This is a genomic window from Pantoea wallisii (assembly GCF_002095485.1).
In the GTDB taxonomy this organism is placed as follows: Bacteria; Pseudomonadota; Gammaproteobacteria; order Enterobacterales; family Enterobacteriaceae; genus Pantoea; species Pantoea wallisii.
Map to the genome: position 1 here is coordinate 14,493 of NZ_MLFS01000025.1, position 16,757 is coordinate 31,249.

The window sequence follows — 16,757 nt, forward strand, 5'->3', positions numbered from 1 at the left end:
ATATTTGGGAGATTTCTTGACCAGACACTGACAAAAACTCACGTCAGCGGCCTGATTTAACCCGGTTTTATCGTACAGGTAAGTCCCGTAACGGGACTTAATGGTAAAACCAGAAAATGCCGATAATCAGGACGATGAGAGCAGGTAAAGGTGCCAGCAGCAGTTGCCAGCGGGCGCGCTGCAGGCGCAGGCCACTGCCGTACACCACGCCAGCGCACACCGCCCAAATTATCAATAATCCGTGCCACAGGGCTAAATCACTGGTGCGGGCAGCAAAACGGGCCGGTTGCCAGATCACACAGCCCGCCAGCCACAGCGCCATTATCAGCGAAAGGGCCCGTAATGGGCCCTTGTCCATCAGACGATACTGCATCTGAATCAGGTTACGCATCAGGATGTTTTATCCTGCGCATGACCCTCTTCGATATGCTCCAGCGCCAGCGCCGTGATCACCCCAAACGCACAGGCCAGCAGGGTGCCAAGAATCCAGGCAAAATACCACATGCTCAATCTCCTTAATCAGTACAGGGAGTGCGTATTGCTCTCAATGTGTTCTTTGGTGATGCGACCAAACATCTTGTAATAGCACCAGCTGGTGTAAGCCAGGATAAGGGGCACAAAGATGATGGCGGCAAAGGTCATGACTTTCAGCGTCAGCAGGCTTGATGTGGCATCCCACAACGTCAGGCTGGTGCCCGGCACGGTGCTGGATGGCATGATGAACGGGAACATGGCAATGCCTGCCGTCATGATCACACAGGCCAGCGTCAGGGAGGAGAAGATGAAGGCCCAGGCGCCCTTCTCGCTGCGCGAGCAGAGAATGGTCAGCAGCGGCAAGACCACACCGAGCAGCGGGAACAGCCACAGCACGGGAGTATGCTCAAAGTTAACCAGCCATGCGCCCGCTTCACGCACCACCTCTTTGCCCAGCGGATTGGATGCGGCGTGGTGATCGATTACGCTTTTCACCACGTAGCCGTCGATGCCGTACTTCACCCATACGCCCGCCAGCACGAAGCACACCAGCATTACCAGCGCACTAATCTGTGCCGCGCCGCGTGCGCGCAGGTACAGCTCCCCGTTGGTACGCATCTGCAGATAAGTCGCCCCCTGGGTGAGGATCATTGACACGCTGATCACCCCTGCCAGCAGACCAAACGGATTCAGCAGCTGGAAGAAGTTACCGGTGTAGAACAGGCGCAGATACTCATCCGCATGGAATGGCACACCCTGCAGCAGGTTGCCGAATGCCACGCCAATCACTAATGGCGGTACAAAGCTGCCGATAAAAATGCCCCAGTCCCAGGTGTGGCGCCAGCGCATATCTTCAATCTTCGAGCGGTAATCGAAACCGACCGGACGGAAGAACAGCGAGGCCAGCACCAGAATCATAGCCACATAGAAGCCTGAAAATGCGGCCGCGTAGACCATCGGCCAGGCTGCAAACAGCGCACCACCGGCAGTGATCAGCCACACCTGGTTACCGTCCCAGTGCGGTGCAATGGTGTTGATCATGATGCGGCGTTCGGTATCGTTACGCCCGAGAATTCGGGTCAGCATGCCGACGCCCATATCAAAGCCATCCGTGACCGCAAAGCCAATCAGCAGCACGCCAATCAGTAGCCACCAGACAAAGCGCAATACTTCATAGTCAAACATGGTTGCTCTCCTTATCCACGTGCCGGTTGTGAGGCCGGTGTCAGCTGCTCATGGTGATAACGGCCGGTTTTCAGGCTGCTGGGGCCAAGGCGGGCAAATTTGAACATCAGGTACATCTCCGCCACCAGGAACAGCGTATAGAGGCCGCAAATCAGAATCATGGAGAACAGCAGGTCACCCACGGTCAATGAGGAGTTCGCCACGGCGGTCGGCAACACTTCGCCAATAGCCCACGGCTGACGACCGTACTCTGCGACAAACCAGCCGGACTCGATGGCAATCCACGGCAGCGGAATGCCGTACAGTGCCGCTTTCAGCAGCCAGCGGTTTTTGCCGATGCGGTTGCGGATCACGCTCCAGAACGACAGCGCGATAATGCCCAGCAGCAGCACGCCACACAGCACCATGATGCGGAAGGCGAAGTAGAGTGGCGCAACGCGTGGAATCGAATCCTGCGTGGCTTTCTGTATCTGGGCTTCACTGGCATTCGCCACGTCAGCGGTATAGCGTTTCAGCAGCAGGCCGTAACCCAGATCCTGTTTGTGTGCTTCGAATTCACTGCGCACGGCAGGATCTTTGCTGCCGGCACGCAGCGCATTGAGCAGCGCATAGGCTTTCATGCCGTTACGGATGCGAACCTCATGCTGCGCCAGCAGATCCTTCAGGCCGGTTACCGGCGTATCCACTGAGCGGGTGGCGATCAGGCCGAGCAGATACGGAATCTGAATCGCATATTTGTTCTCCTGCGTTGTCTGATCCGGCACACCAAACAGGGTAAAGGCCGCCGGCGCCGGTTGGGTTTCCCACTCGGCTTCAATCGCGGCCAGCTTGGTTTTTTGCACGTCACCCATTTCGTAACCGGATTCGTCACCCAGTACAATTACCGACAGCACCGCCGCCATACCAAAGCTGGCGGCGATGGCGAACGAACGTTTTGCGAAAGCCGTATCACGCCCTTTCAGCAGATACCAGGCGCTGATTCCCAGGATAAACATTGCGCCCGTGGTGTAACCCGCTGCCACGGTATGCACAAACTTCACCTGCGCAACCGGGTTCAGTACCAGTTCGGAGAAGCTCACCATCTCCATGCGCATGGTTTCGAAATTAAACTCGGAGGCGATCGGGTTCTGCATCCAGCCGTTGGCGACCAGAATCCACAGCGCCGACATATTCGAGCCCAGCGCCACCAGCCAGGTCACTGCCAGGTGCTGCACTTTACCGAGCGATCCCAGCCAAAGAAGAACAGGCCGACGAAGGTGGATTCCAGGAAGAACGCCATCAGGCCTTCAATGGCGAGCGGCGCACCGAAGATATCGCCGACGTAGTGTGAGTAGTAGGACCAGTTGGTACCGAACTGAAACTCCATGGTCAGGCCGGTGGCCACACCCAGCGCAAAGTTAATACCAAATAACTTGCCCCAGAACTTCGTCATATCTTTATAAATCTGTTTGCCCGACAGAACGTAGACGGTCTCCATGATCGCCAGCAAAAACGCCATACCCAGCGTTAATGGTACGAACAGGAAGTGGTACATCGCCGTCAGGGCAAACTGTAAACGCGACAGCTCGACAATATCTAACATGATGACTCCTTGCTCCACGCATGAATCTATCCGGCGAATAACCGCGCCAGTAAGCGCAATTAATGCAGAGTAAGATTCAGGAACGACTGATTATTAATTCCAGTTTGGTTAACGACAGAACAGAGAAATTTGCTGCCCCGAGGGCGCGAGTAACAGTGATGAAAATTCCCCGAAAAACCGATCGCATCAGTCAATTTTGCGCAGGAGTGGCGTGAGGAGGCGACAGAATTGATATAACAACGCCTGCCACAAACTCCTGAATAACGGGTGAAAAGACCGAATTGATGCAGCGCAATTTATACCGTTTGGGTTGTGCTTAGCCAGCAGTAAAGTTAGCTATAACTCGCGGTTTATTGATCTGGATTAAGACAATAAATTTCCAGATATGTAGTCTCAGACCTGTTGTTAATTAGTTGTCATAAAGGCGTGGCGTAATTAAGAAAACAATTACCTTTTTCGTCATTTTTTAACGTTATTATTGTCAGTGGCAGATTTATAACGCGCCAAAAAGCGATCTCTTTTTCTCTTCTTTACTGATGACCTTGCCATAACGTGCCGTTATCTGCCGTCCTGCTTACCCGCTTTCAGGCATAAAAAAAGCCACCCGAAGGTGGCCCTTACCATCACAGAGTGATGACTTATTTTGCTGGCAGTACGGCTTTCACGGCATCGCCGATGTCCGCCAGGCTGCGCACGGTTTTCACACCCGCAGCTTCCAGTGCAGCAAATTTCTCGTCTGCAGTGCCTTTACCACCGGCAATGATGGCGCCTGCGTGGCCCATACGCTTGCCTTTTGGCGCCGTCACGCCTGCGATATAGCCGACAACCGGCTTGGTCACGTGCTCTTTGATGAACGCAGCCGCTTCTTCTTCCGCGCTGCCGCCGATCTCACCGATCATCACGATCGCTTCAGTCTGCGGATCGTCCTGGAACATCTTCAGGATATCGATGAAGTTAGAGCCCGGGATTGGGTCACCGCCGATACCGACGCAGGTCGACTGGCCGTAGCCGATGTCCGTGGTCTGCTTAACCGCTTCATAGGTCAGGGTGCCAGAACGTGACACGATGCCTACGCGGCCCGGCTGGTGAATGTGGCCCGGCATGATACCGATTTTACATTCGCCTGGGGTGATGACGCCCGGGCAGTTCGGGCCGATCATACGCACGCCCGCTTCATCCAGCTTCACTTTCACGGTCAGCATATCCAGCGTTGGAATACCTTCGGTGATGGTGATGATCAGTTTGATGCCCGCATCGATCGCTTCCAGGATACCGTCTTTGCAGAACGGCGCCGGTACGTAGATCACGGTTGCGGTTGCGCCCGTGGCTTCCACGGCTTCACGTACGGTGTTGAACACAGGCAGGCCAAGATGGGTAGTACCGCCTTTGCCCGGCGTAACGCCGCCAACCAGCTGCGTGCCATACGCCAGCGCCTGTTCAGAGTGGAAAGTCCCCTGGCCGCCGGTGAAACCCTGGCAAATGACTTTGGTGTTTTTGTCGATCAAAATGGACATTATTTACCCTCCGCAGCAGCAACAACACGCTGTGCCGCGTCTGTCAGGCTGGTTGCTGCAATGATGTTCAGACCGCTGTCCGCCAGTTTTTTAGCGCCCAGCTCGGCGTTGTTACCTTCCAGACGTACTACAACCGGCACGTTGACACCCACTTCTGCCACTGCACCGATGATGCCGTCTGCGATCAGGTCGCAACGCACGATGCCGCCGAAGATGTTAACGAATACAGCTTTCACTGCATCGTCAGACAGGATGATTTTGAAGGCTTCAGTGACGCGCTCTTTGGTTGCGCCGCCGCCAACATCAAGGAAGTTTGCAGGCTGGCCACCGTGGTGTTTCACGATGTCCATGGTGCCCATCGCCAGACCCGCACCATTGACCATACAGCCAATATTGCCTTCCAGCGCAACGTAGTTCAGTTCCCACTGTGTTGCGTGCGCTTCACGTGGATCTTCCTGGCTCGGGTCACGCATTTCACGCAGCTCAGGCTGGCGGAACAGTGCGTTACCGTCTGCGCCCAGCTTGCCATCGAGGCAGATCAGGTCGCCCTGTTTGGTGATCACCAGCGGGTTGATCTCAACCATCGCCAGGTCGCGCTCCAGGAACATGGTCGCCAGGCCCATGAAGATCTTAGTGAACTGGCTGACCTGCTTGCCGCTCAGACCCAGTTTGAACGCCAGCTCGCGGCCCTGATAAGGCTGAGGACCGGCCAGCGGATCGAGGGCCATTTTGTGGATCAGGTGCGGCGTCTCTTCCGCCACTTTTTCAATTTCCACACCGCCTTCGGTTGATGCCATGAAGATCACGCGGCGCGTTGCACGGTCAACAACCGCACCCAGATACAGCTCCTGATCGATATCGGTCGCCGCTTCAACCAGAATCTGGTTAACCGGCTGGCCCAGCGCATCTGTTTGATAGGTAACCAGGCGCTTGCCCAGCCAGTGCTCAGCAAAGGCACGGATGTCTTCTTTGCTGTTCACTACTTTCACGCCGCCCGCTTTACCACGGCCACCGGCATGAACCTGACATTTCACAACCCACGGGCCTGCGCCAATTTTTGAGGCGGCTTCTTCGGCTTCACGTGGCGTGGTGCAGGCGTAGCCAGTCGGAGCCGGCATGCCATACCGTGCAAACAGCTGCTTCGCCTGGTATTCGTGTAAGTTCATGATGTTCTATCCATTCAGATCTGAAACATTTAAATGTGGGCGCGCATCAGTGTGCGCGCCCGGCGAAAATCAGACATCCAGCAGCAGACGAGCCGGATCTTCCAGCATCTCTTTCACCGCGACCAGATAGCCAACGGATTCACGGCCGTCAATCAGACGGTGATCGTAAGAGAGCGCCAGATACATCATTGGCAGCACTACCACCTGACCATTTACCGCCATAGGACGATCTTTGATCGCGTGCATGCCAAGGATGGCACTCTGCGGTGGGTTGATGATTGGCGTTGACATCAGCGAACCAAACACACCACCGTTGGTGATGGTGAAGTTACCGCCAGTCAGCTCATCTACGGTCAGTTTGCCGTCACGGCCTTTCACTGCCAGCTCTTTAATTTTCTTCTCGATGTCGGCCATGCTCAGCGCATCCACATCTTTCAGCACCGGGGTCACCAGACCGCGCGGCGTGGATACGGCAATGCTGACATCAAAGTAGTTGTGGTAAACCACATCTTCGCCATCGATTGAGGCGTTAACTTCCGGGAAGCGTTTCAGCGCTTCAACCACGGCTTTGATGTAGAAGGACATGAAGCCCAGACGCACGCCGTGACGCTTCTCGAAGGCATCGCCGTACTGCTTACGCAGATCCATAATCGGCTTCATGTTCACTTCGTTGAAGGTGGTCAGCATGGCGGTGCTGTTCTTGGCTTCCAGCAGACGCTCAGCCACGCGCTTACGCAGGCGGGTCATCGGCACGCGTTTTTCACTGCGGTTAGACACGGCAGCCTGTGGCGCAGATTCAGCAGCCGGCGCAGCTTTTGTACTTTGGGTTTTCTGCGTCAGATGTTTTTCCACATCTTCACGCGTCAGACGACCACCCACACCGGTGCCTTTAATCTGGCTGGCATCGAGGTTGTTTTCTGCAATCAGGCGGCGCACGGCCGGGCTGAGTGCATCGTTGCTCTCCTCTTCCAGAGAGGCAGTCTGACGCTGGGCTGGCGTAGACTCTTTGCTTTCTACTTTCGCGGTGGTCTCTTTTCCGCCGCTGTTCCCCTCTTTGAGGCGGCCCAGGATCTGACGTGACGTCACAGTGGCGCCCTCGTCTTCCAGGATCGCTTCGAGGATACCGTCAGCAGAGGCCGGTACTTCCAGCACCACTTTGTCAGTTTCGATCTCGACCAGCACTTCATCGCGGCTCACAGAGTCGCCAGGTTTTTTGTGCCAGGTTGCAACCGTTGCATCCGCTACGGATTCAGGCAAATCGGGAACGAGAATTTCTACGCTACTCATTTTCTTTCCTTTTAATTAACCAAGGTTCAGCGCGTCGTTAACCAGGTCTTGCTGCTGTTGTTGATGTACGGACATGTAGCCCACGGCCGGTGAAGCAGAAGCCGGACGGCCTGCGTAACGCAGTGACGCACCAAATGGAACCACTTCGCGGAAATGATGCTGACTGCAATACCATGCGCCCTGATTCAGTGGCTCTTCCTGACACCAGACGAAATCCTGGACATGGGAGTAATCTTTTAACGCTTCCTGCACCGCTTTGTGCGGGAACGGATAGAGCTGTTCGATACGCACGATAGCGACATCGGTCTGCTCATTCTTACGACGCTGTTCCAGCAGATCGTAGTAGACCTTGCCCGAACAGAGGACGACACGTTTAACCTGCTTCGCATCAAGCGCGTCGATTTCGCCAATCGCCGGCTGGAAGCTGCCGTTGGCCAGTTCATCCAGGCTGGAGACCGCCAGCGGGTGACGCAGCAGCGATTTAGGTGACATAACGATCAGCGGACGGCGCATACCGCGCAGCGCCTGACGACGCAGCATGTGGTAGACCTGTGCCGGCGTTGACGGCACGCACACCTGCATGTTCTGCTCTGCGCACAGTTGCAGATAACGCTCCAGACGCGCTGAGGAGTGTTCAGGGCCCTGGCCTTCGTAGCCGTGCGGCAGCAGCATAACTAGACCACACATGCGGCCCCATTTCTGCTCGCCGGAGCTGATGAACTGATCGATAACAACCTGTGCGCCGTTGGCGAAGTCGCCGAACTGCGCTTCCCAGATTGTCAGCACGCGCGGCTCAGCCGTGGCGTAACCGTATTCGAATGCCAGTACCGCCTCTTCAGACAGTACGGAGTCCCACACTTTGAACTGACCCTGACCATTATGGATATGGTGCAGCGGGGTGTAGGTCGAACCATTCTGCTGGTTGTGAATCACCGCGTGACGGTGGAAGAAGGTGCCGCGACCGGAGTCTTCACCGGAGAGACGCACCGGGATGCCTTCATCAACCAGCGTGGCGTACGCAAGGTTCTCTGCGCCGCCCCAGTCAAACAGCTTGTTGCCTTCCGCCATCTCTTTGCGGTCATTGTAGATTTTGGCTACGCGTGACTGCACTTCAACCGCTTCCGGAATGCTGCTGATGCGACGCGCCAGCTCCTGCAGACGTTTCATGTCTACGGTTTCCGGATAGCCTTCGTCCCACTCGTGGTTCAGGTACGGTGACCAGGTGAACGAGTGCAGGCTCATAGGACGCCACTCTGGCACCACGCACTCGCCCTCATCCAGCGCATCGCGGTACAGGTTCACCAGCTCGGTGGCATCTTCCTGCGTTGCCACACCCTGGCTCTCCAGCTGATCGGCATAGATTTTACGCGGAGTCGGATGCTTTTTGATTTTCTGGTACATCAATGGCTGGGTTGCGCTTGGCTCGTCGGCTTCGTTGTGGCCGTGACGGCGGTAGCACACCAGATCGATGAACACATCGCGCTTGAAGGTATTGCGATAATCCAGCGCCAGACGGGTAACAAAGGCTACCGCTTCCGGGTCGTCAGCGTTGACGTGGAAGATTGGCGCCAGCACCATCTTGCCGATGTCGGTGCAGTATGGTGTGGAACGCGCGTCTTTCGGGTTTGAGGTAGTGAAGCCCACCTGGTTGTTGATCACGATGCGAACGGTACCGCCCACTTCGTAACCACGCGCCTGCGACATGTTCAGGGTTTCCTGCACCACGCCCTGTCCAATCACCGCGGCATCGCCATGAATCGTGATAGGCAATACTTTGTTGCTGCTCGGCTCTGCCAGGCGATCCAGACGTGCGCGCACGGAACCCATAACTACCGGGCTCACGATCTCCAGGTGCGACGGGTTAAACGCCAGCGCCAGGTGCACCAGGCCGCCTTCGGTTTCCACGTCTGAGGAGAAGCCCATGTGGTACTTCACATCGCCGGTGCCAGGTGCTCTTTGTGCTTGCCGGAGAACTCATCGAACAGATCCTGCGGCTTTTTACCCAGCACGTTGATCAGAACGTTGAGACGGCCGCGGTGCGCCATACCCAGCACCACTTCGCGCGTGCCGCTTTTGCCGGCGTGACGAATCATCTCACGCAGCATCGGCACCAGCGCATCGCCGCCTTCAAGGGAGAAGCGTTTTGCACCCGGGAATTTAGCGCCGAGGTACTTCTCCAGCCCTTCTGCCGCGGTCAGCTCTTTCAGGAAACCTTTTTTCTCTTCGGCACTGAACACGCCCTGGCCCACTACCGATTCAAGACGCTGCTGAATCCAGCGCTTCTCTTCGGTGTTATTGATGTGCATGTACTCTGCACCAATTGAGCCACAGTAGGTCTGCTGCAGTGCGGCGTAGAGATCAGCCAGCTTCATGGTCTCTTTGCCGCTGGCAAACGAGCCTACGTTAAAGCTTTCCTGAAAATCGGCATCGGTCAGATCGTGGAAGGCCGGATCAAGATCCGTCACGGTCTCCTGCTTCCACAGGCCGAGCGGATCAAGGTTAGCGTGCTGATGGCCGCGGAAGCGGAACGCATTGATCAGCTGCAGCACTTTAACCTGTTTGGAATTGGTGGCCGGATCGGTGACTGTGGAGGTGTAGCGGGTCGCATCTTTAGCCAGGCGGCGGAAATATTCACGCGTGGTGGAGTGGAACTGTTCAGGTTTCACGCCGGTGCCGGGCAGCTGCTGGAACATCGTGCGCCACACTTCATCAACGGAGTCAGGATCGGTCAGGAAATCCTCATAGAGCTGCTCTATGTAGGATTGGTTCGCGCCGGCCAGCCAGGAGGAGTCCAGCCAGGGTTTCATCGCGCTGTTCTGCATTGTGATCCCTTAAGCATTAATCTGCTTTTTATGAGGTTTCATTTGTTGCCGCTTTCGCGGCTTGCCGTAGTGAGTTCAGCGATACGAACCTGTGCGCTACCAACGCCTGGCCCGTAAGGGAACCTTTATAAGCGTGGTCATCACCGCGCTTATAGAGGCTTCCGTAAAAGGCCGGGAACCGCAGTTCCCGACCGTGACATCCGTTTGTTACGCCCCGCGCTGCAGCAGCATCGACTTAATATGGCCGATAGCGCGCGTCGGGTTTAAGCCTTTCGGGCACACGCTCACACAGTTCATGATGCTGTGACAGCGGAATACACTGAAAGCATCATCCAGATTGTCGAGGCGCGCATCGGTTTCGGTGTCGCGGCTGTCAATCAGGAAGCGGTAAGCGGCCAGCAAGCCCGCCGGACCGATGAACTTGTCCGGATTCCACCAGAACGATGGGCAGGAGGTGGAGCAGCAGGCGCACAGAATGCACTCATACAGACCATCCAGATGCTCACGCTGCGCCGGGCTCTGCAGATGCTCGCGCGCCGGTGGATTTTCCCCATTATTCAACAGGAAAGGCTTAATCTTCTCATACTGCGCATAGAATTGCCCCATATCAACCACGAGGTCACGCACAACCGGCAGACCAGGCAGCGGACGGATAACAATCTTCTTGCTGCCGTTACCCAGCGCCGACACCGGCGTAATGCACGCCAGGCCATTTTTGCCGTTCATGTTCAGACCGTCTGAACCGCACACGCCTTCACGGCACGAACGACGGAAGGCCAGCGTCGGGTCCTTCTCTTTCAGACGAATCAGCGCATCCAGCAGCATCATGTCGCGACCATCCTCAGATTCGAGGGTGTAATCCTGCATACGCGGCTTGTCATCGACTTCCGGGTTATAACGATAGATTGAAAATTCGAGTCTCATGATGATCTCCGCAATTAATAGGTACGCGCTTTCGGCGGGAAGGCCGCGCGCAGTTTCGGCTGCATGTTCACCTCACGGCGCGTCATGCTTTCCGTTTGCGGAACATAGAGGCTGTGACACAGCCAGTTGGCATCATCACGCTCCGGATAATCGAAGCGGCTGTGCGCGCCACGGCTTTCGGTACGGAAGTTGGCCGCTACCGCTGTTGCATAAGCGGTTTCCATCAGGTTATCCAGCTCCAGGCACTCAATACGCTGAGTGTTGAAATCCGGAGAGCGGTCATCGAGACGCGCGTTTTTCAGGCGCTCACGAATCACTTTCAGCTCTGCCAGACCTTCACGCATCGCATCGCCTTCACGGAATACCGAGAAGTTGTTCTGCATACAGCGCTGCAGCGCTTTACGGATTTCAACCGGATCTTCGCCGGTGGTGTTGCTTTCCCAGCGGTTGAAGCGCGCCATCGCCGCGTCGATCTCCTCTTCGCTGGCGTCGCGCAGGTCGCCCTGCTCAGCGATGCACTCCATCAGGTGCACACCCGCCGCACGGCCAAATACCACCAGGTCGAGCAGTGAGTTGCCGCCAAGACGGTTAGCACCGTGTACAGATACGCAGGCGATCTCACCAACGGCAAACAGACCCGGGATCACTTCGTCTTCGCCCTGCTCATTAACGCGCAGCGCCTGGCCGGTTACTTTGGTCGGCACGCCGCCCATCATGTAGTGGCAGGTCGGGATAACCGGGATCGGCTCTTTGATAGGATCAACGTGCGCAAAGGTACGTGACAGCTCAAGGATACCCGGCAGACGGGACTCCAGCACTTCCGCACCCAGGTGATCCAGTTTCAGTTTGATGTGCGGACCCCATGGGCCATCGCAGCCGCGACCTTCACGGATCTCCACCATCATTGAGCGCGCAACCACGTCACGACCGGCAAGGTCTTTGGCGTTTGGTGCATAGCGCTCCATGAAGCGTTCACCGTGTTTATTCAGCAGGTAACCGCCTTCACCACGGCAGCCTTCCGTTACCAGCACGCCCGCGCCGGCAATACCGGTTGGGTGGAACTGCCACATCTCCATGTCCTGCATCGGTACGCCGGCACGAATTGCCATGCCTACGCCGTCACCGGTGTTGATGTGCGCATTGGTCGTGGACTGATAGATACGGCCTGCACCGCCGGTCGCCAGAATTGTCGCTTTGGCTTTGAAGTAGACGGTTTCACCGGTTTCGATGCAGATGGCGGTGCAACCGACAATCGCGCCGTCAGCATTTTTCACCAGATCCAGCGCATACCACTCGGAGAAGATGGTGGTTTTGTTCTTCAGATTCTGCTGATACAGCGTATGCAGCAGTGCGTGGCCGGTACGGTCGGCTGCCGCAGCGGTACGCGCTGCCTGCTCACCGCCGAAGTTTTTCGACTGGCCACCAAACGGACGCTGATACACGCGGCCATCATCAAGACGGGAGAAAGGCAAGCCCATATGCTCCAGCTCCAGAATCGCTTCCGGGCCGGTCTTACACATATATTCGATCGCGTCCTGGTCACCGATATAGTCGGAGCCTTTGACGGTATCGTACATATGCCATTCCCAGTTATCGTCATGGGTGTTACCCAGCGCGACGGTGATACCGCCCTGCGCCGATACGGTGTGGGAACGGGTTGGGAAGACTTTAGATAACAGGGCACAGGTCTGGCCCGATTGGGAGATTTGCAGAGCGGCACGCATTCCTGCGCCACCCGCGCCGATCACCACGGCATCAAATTCTCTGACTGGCAAACTCATTTACACACCCCACACTACAACGGTTCCATAAATCGCATACGACAACAGCGCGACCACAATCGCAAACTGCAGCACCAGACGGGTGACCAGCGATTTTACGTAGTCAGTGAGCACCTGCCACATGCCGATCCAGCCATGAATCAGAATCGAAAACAGCGTTAGCAAGGTGAACACTTTCGTAAAGGAGGAGGCGAAGAAACCGTGCCACGCATCGTAGGTCAGCGTGCCGGTCATCACCACGAAACCGATGATGTAGAGAATGTAGAGCGTAATTAAGATCGCAGAAGCACGCAGTAACAGCCAGTCATGAATACCGTTACGTCCTAATGCAGAAGCATTGCTTACCATACGAGGACTCCAGCCAAAATTGAGAGCACGACAGTGATAACAAAAACCGCTTGTGCGGTACGGGTTCCCACCTGCAGAGTTTCCGCCGTAAAGCCAAAATCAGCCAGCATATGACGAATACCGCTCGCGGCGTGGTACGCCAGCGCGGTCAGAATGCCCCACATGATAAATTTGGCGAAGAAGCTATCCATAATGGATGCCGCTTGCTGGAAACCTTCCGGAGAGGAGAGAGAGAGACCCAATAACCAGAGCAGAATTCCGAGAGCGACAAAAGTGATCACGCCGGAGACGCGGTGGAGAATGGACGATATTGCAGTAACGGGAAACCGGATCGTCGAGAGATCCAAGTTAACAGGTCTTTGTTTTTTCACGGTTTTGCCCACACAGCTCTTTTTTATTTTGCTTCCTCCGGTCCTGAGTTGCAGAAGAGCACAGAGCGTGTTCAGACTACAACCGCCACCAAAATAGCAACATCCAGTGTTAAATGAAGCGGGGAAAACGCTGGGTGGCTCCTGGTGTCAGGGTATTCCGGAGACCTGGCGGCAGTATAGGAGGATCACATTCTGATTACAATTCCCCTACAATCTCTTTGGTCACATTTAAGCTGAACAGTGATCCGCCTCACGAATTTCACAATTCATACATTTTTAATTATCTGATTTGACAATAGATCAACATTTCAGTTACAAACAATCGCACTAAAGCCCTATGATGCATAAAAGTTATGGGGATACACTTTCCCCTAAGCTCAAGTTATGTAACATTGCCATTACAGGCAACACAAACCGTCAGGTTATTGGTTACCAAGAAGTTATGTCGTGACAGGATCTTTAACATCCGCGATTTTCAGCATGTCATGCCCGGACACCACTGGCCCCAACCCACCGTTCGCTCCGTAACCTTGCACGACAAACGTTACCGCAGAGTGATACGGTGAAGATTGTGGTTTTACGCAACATGAAGGCTATTCTGGTGTCTAAGATCCTTACCTACTAAGGCGCTATGGAGACGAAAAATGACAGATAAAAAAGTGACGCTAACCCTACAGGATGACAACTCTATTGAACTGGATGTGATGCAAGGCACGCTGGGACAGGATGTTGTTGATGTCCGCGCCCTTGGCTCAAAAGGCCTGTTCACCTTCGATCCCGGTTTTACCTCTACGGCGTCCTGCGAATCCAAAATCACCTTTATAGATGGTGACGAAGGGATTTTGTTACACCGCGGTTTCCCGATTGATCAGCTGGCCACCCACTCTAACTATCTTGAAGTGTGTTATATCCTGCTGAATGGCGAAGCACCGACCCAGGCGCAGTTCGACGAATTCTGTACCACCGTTACCCGCCACACCATGATCCACGAGCAAATCACCCGCCTGTTCCACGGTTTCCGTCGCGATTCGCATCCGATGGCGGTCATGTGCGGTGTGACCGGCGCGCTGGCGGCGTTCTACCATGACTCTCTGGACGTGAATATTGAGCGTCACCGTGAGATCGCGGCGTTCCGTCTGCTCTCCAAAATGCCGACCATGGCAGCGATGTGCTACAAGTATTCGATCGGCCAGCCGTTCGTGTATCCACGTAACGACCTCTCTTATGCCGGTAACTTCCTGCACATGATGTTCGCTACGCCGTGCGAAGAGTACAAAGTGAATCCGGTGCTTGAACGCGCCATGGACCGTATTTTGATCCTGCATGCCGATCACGAGCAGAACGCATCAACCTCTACCGTGCGTACTGCCGGTTCTTCGGGTGCTAACCCGTTCGCCTGTATCGCTGCCGGTATCGCCTCACTGTGGGGACCTGCGCACGGTGGTGCTAACGAAGCCACGCTGCGCATGCTGGAAGAGATCAGCACTGTTGAGCACATCCCTGAGTTCGTGCGTCGCGCCAAAGATAAGAACGATTCGTTCCGTCTGATGGGCTTCGGTCACCGCGTGTATAAGAACTATGACCCGCGTGCCACCGTGATGCGTGAAACCTGCCACGAAGTGCTGAACGAACTGGGCATGAAGGATGATCTGCTGGAAGTCGCCATGGAGCTGGAGCACATTGCGCTGAACGATCCGTACTTCATTGAGCGCAAACTCTATCCAAACGTCGATTTCTACTCTGGCATTATTCTGAAAGCGATGGGCATCCCGTCATCCATGTTTACCGTGATCTTTGCGATGGCGCGTACCGTGGGCTGGATTGCACACTGGAAAGAGATGCACGACGAGGGCATGAAGATTGCGCGTCCGCGTCAGCTCTATACCGGTTACACCGAGCGCGAGTTCAACTCCGCACTCAACAAGTAAGTATCAGGGCGGGTTATCCCGCCCTTCTCTTTTCTGCTCTCTCTGACGAATCATCCCGGTGAAAATTGAAAGGACAGCGTCACTGTGCGTGCACTGGCAGGCACGGTGCAGGCTCCGGCGGTCCTCGCGCCGCTAAAGCGGTACCTTCACACCCTTCGTCAGTCGGGCGGACCACCGGAGACGGGACATCCTGTCCCGGCTCCGGCTTTCGCCCGCATCCCTGCGGACTCATCCTGACTTCCTCATGCTGTTCAGCGCTGCGGATTGCCTTCTCCTGCCCCGAGCCAGCCAGTGCGTTAACTAATACATGGTTTGCCGAAAACCGTGATCATATTGAAAGGCCTGTGGCATTGGCTGATGCAGCGGGCTATCCGCAGCGCTGAGGCTTTTACGGTACGCCAGGAGATTCCCGCAGGACGCGGGAATCAGGCCGGGCCGGTCAGGATGACCGATACCGGCCGGTCCGACAGGCGTGCCGTGAACGCCGAAGGCACCGCGCAGCGGCGCGAGGACTGCCCGGCAGCAGCTAATGTCACAGGCCGCGCACCCGCTATCCGCACATTACGTTTAGCGCTTAAAACTGACACCCCGGACACCAGTAAAACGGTCGTGAAGAGAGCACGCCCTTCTCAATGATCGTACCGCAGCGGCGGCACTTTTTGCCCTGCCGGTGAAACGCCTCAAAGCGAAATGCAGCCTCTTCGTGGTACTTCTTCATGCTGCCACGCATTTTGTAGGACAGGCGCGGCACTGCCAGCATCGCTTTACTCAGCGTATCCAGCTGCGCGTCACTGAGATCCTGCGCGCGGTGCTGCGCCAGTAAGCCCGCATGCCATAAAATCTCTACGCGCAGATAGTTACCCAACCCGGCAAGAAACGCCTGATCGAGCAGTAAACCGCTAAACTGACGGCGGCGGAAACGTGGCGACAACAGCCGTTCGCGCACATCCTCAACGGTCAGGGTGGCATCAAGCACGTCCGGCCCGACACGCTGCAGAAACGGATGCGCGCCCAGCGTATCGGCATTCAGTAGCTCAATATCCGAGGCGCTATACAGCAAAATGGCTTTATTCGCGTTCGCCAGTCGCACCCGCAGTTGCCGCGTCGTATTCGGCTCAGTGCCGCTCGGCACTACGCGCCAGACCCCGTACAGCTGATTATGGCTGTACAGCGTCAGACCATTGGAAAAGTGCGTCAGCAGCGCTTTACCGCGCGTTTCAAACGCCTCAATGGTTTCACCCAGCAGCGACGGCTCATATGTCTTTAACTGTGGAAAAGCAAACCACACATCAGTCAGCGGTTTGCCCACCATTGCCGCCGCCAGCTGATCCGCCGCACGGCGGATCTCCGGTCCCTCTGGCATAAACTCTCCTGT

General features: G+C 55.8%; 12 protein-coding genes and 2 pseudogenes. 1 reads left to right on the forward strand and 13 read right to left on the reverse strand.

Annotated elements, in window-relative coordinates:
* Positions 1 to 97 precede the first annotated feature (97 nt).
* From ybgE to sdhC, 12 genes and pseudogenes are all read right to left on the reverse strand, one after another.
* A complete protein-coding gene (gene ybgE / locus HA48_RS10755) occupies positions 98 to 391 on the reverse strand; it encodes a cyd operon protein YbgE (protein WP_128601312.1) in 294 nt (97 codons plus the stop codon).
* Positions 391 to 504: a cytochrome bd-I oxidase subunit CydX gene (gene cydX / locus HA48_RS10760; protein WP_128601313.1), complete on the reverse strand. Its 114-nt coding sequence runs from the start codon at positions 502 to 504 to the stop codon at positions 391 to 393. Before cydX ends, ybgE begins: the two co-directional genes overlap by 1 nt.
* Before the next feature lie 15 nt (positions 505 to 519).
* Positions 520 to 1,659 (reverse strand): cytochrome d ubiquinol oxidase subunit II, encoded by a 1,140-nt coding sequence (cydB, locus tag HA48_RS10765; protein WP_128601314.1) that lies wholly within the window; start codon positions 1,657 to 1,659, stop codon positions 520 to 522.
* 11 nt (positions 1,660 to 1,670) lie between these two features.
* Positions 1,671 to 3,241, reverse strand: a pseudogene (gene cydA / locus HA48_RS10770) (cytochrome ubiquinol oxidase subunit I).
* A 638-nt stretch (positions 3,242 to 3,879) separates the two neighbouring features.
* A complete protein-coding gene (sucD, locus tag HA48_RS10775; protein WP_021508535.1) occupies positions 3,880 to 4,755 on the reverse strand; it encodes a succinate--CoA ligase subunit alpha in 876 nt (291 codons plus the stop codon).
* Positions 4,755 to 5,921, reverse strand: a complete 1,167-nt coding sequence (gene sucC / locus HA48_RS10780) for an ADP-forming succinate--CoA ligase subunit beta (protein WP_128601315.1) — start codon at positions 5,919 to 5,921, stop codon at positions 4,755 to 4,757. The genes sucD and sucC overlap by 1 nt, the downstream gene beginning before the upstream one ends.
* A 69-nt stretch (positions 5,922 to 5,990) precedes the next feature.
* Positions 5,991 to 7,208 carry a 2-oxoglutarate dehydrogenase complex dihydrolipoyllysine-residue succinyltransferase gene (gene odhB / locus HA48_RS10785; protein ID WP_128601316.1) on the reverse strand — a complete coding sequence of 406 codons (1,218 nt, stop codon included), beginning with the start codon at positions 7,206 to 7,208 and terminating at the stop codon, positions 5,991 to 5,993.
* A 15-nt stretch (positions 7,209 to 7,223) separates the two neighbouring features.
* Positions 7,224 to 10,030 (reverse strand): annotated as a pseudogene (gene sucA, locus HA48_RS10790) (2-oxoglutarate dehydrogenase E1 component).
* Between the two features lie 207 nt (positions 10,031 to 10,237).
* Positions 10,238 to 10,954, reverse strand: coding sequence for a succinate dehydrogenase iron-sulfur subunit (locus tag HA48_RS10795; RefSeq protein ID WP_128601317.1), 717 nt, complete (start codon positions 10,952 to 10,954; stop codon positions 10,238 to 10,240).
* Between the two features lie 14 nt (positions 10,955 to 10,968).
* A complete protein-coding gene (gene sdhA, locus HA48_RS10800) occupies positions 10,969 to 12,735 on the reverse strand; it encodes a succinate dehydrogenase flavoprotein subunit (protein ID WP_128601318.1) in 1,767 nt (588 codons plus the stop codon).
* Positions 12,736 to 13,083 (reverse strand): succinate dehydrogenase membrane anchor subunit, encoded by a 348-nt coding sequence (gene sdhD, locus HA48_RS10805; RefSeq protein ID WP_128601319.1) that lies wholly within the window; start codon positions 13,081 to 13,083, stop codon positions 12,736 to 12,738.
* A complete protein-coding gene (sdhC, locus tag HA48_RS10810) occupies positions 13,077 to 13,466 on the reverse strand; it encodes a succinate dehydrogenase cytochrome b556 subunit (protein WP_021508541.1) in 390 nt (129 codons plus the stop codon). The genes sdhD and sdhC overlap by 7 nt, the downstream gene beginning before the upstream one ends.
* 632 nt (positions 13,467 to 14,098) lie before the next feature.
* Between sdhC and HA48_RS10815 the strand changes: the two genes are divergently transcribed.
* Positions 14,099 to 15,382: a citrate synthase gene (locus tag HA48_RS10815; RefSeq protein WP_128601320.1), complete on the forward strand. Its 1,284-nt coding sequence runs from the start codon at positions 14,099 to 14,101 to the stop codon at positions 15,380 to 15,382.
* A gap of 574 nt (positions 15,383 to 15,956) precedes the next feature.
* Here the strand turns inward: HA48_RS10815 and nei are convergent.
* Complete coding sequence (gene nei, locus HA48_RS10820; protein ID WP_128601321.1) at positions 15,957 to 16,745, reverse strand: endonuclease VIII; 789 nt, start codon at positions 16,743 to 16,745, stop codon at positions 15,957 to 15,959.
* Positions 16,746 to 16,757: the final 12 nt, after the last annotated feature.

What these genes read in the sequence shown, in the direction of transcription:
- ybgE (WP_128601312.1), bottom strand. Translation starts at nt 391, where the DNA reads ATGCGTAACCTGATTCAGATGCAGTATCGTCTGATGGACAAGGGCCCA.
- cydX (WP_128601313.1), bottom strand. Translation starts at nt 504, where the DNA reads ATGTGGTATTTTGCCTGGATTCTTGGCACCCTGCTGGCCTGTGCGTTT.
- cydB (WP_128601314.1), bottom strand. Translation starts at nt 1,659, where the DNA reads ATGTTTGACTATGAAGTATTGCGCTTTGTCTGGTGGCTACTGATTGGC.
- sucD (WP_021508535.1), bottom strand. Translation starts at nt 4,755, where the DNA reads ATGTCCATTTTGATCGACAAAAACACCAAAGTCATTTGCCAGGGTTTC.
- sucC (WP_128601315.1), bottom strand. Translation starts at nt 5,921, where the DNA reads ATGAACTTACACGAATACCAGGCGAAGCAGCTGTTTGCACGGTATGGC.
- odhB (WP_128601316.1), bottom strand. Translation starts at nt 7,208, where the DNA reads ATGAGTAGCGTAGAAATTCTCGTTCCCGATTTGCCTGAATCCGTAGCG.
- HA48_RS10795 (WP_128601317.1), bottom strand. Translation starts at nt 10,954, where the DNA reads ATGAGACTCGAATTTTCAATCTATCGTTATAACCCGGAAGTCGATGAC.
- sdhA (WP_128601318.1), bottom strand. Translation starts at nt 12,735, where the DNA reads ATGAGTTTGCCAGTCAGAGAATTTGATGCCGTGGTGATCGGCGCGGGT.
- sdhD (WP_128601319.1), bottom strand. Translation starts at nt 13,083, where the DNA reads ATGGTAAGCAATGCTTCTGCATTAGGACGTAACGGTATTCATGACTGG.
- HA48_RS10815 (WP_128601320.1), top strand. Translation starts at nt 14,099, where the DNA reads ATGACAGATAAAAAAGTGACGCTAACCCTACAGGATGACAACTCTATT.
- nei (WP_128601321.1), bottom strand. Translation starts at nt 16,745, where the DNA reads ATGCCAGAGGGACCGGAGATCCGCCGTGCGGCGGATCAGCTGGCGGCG.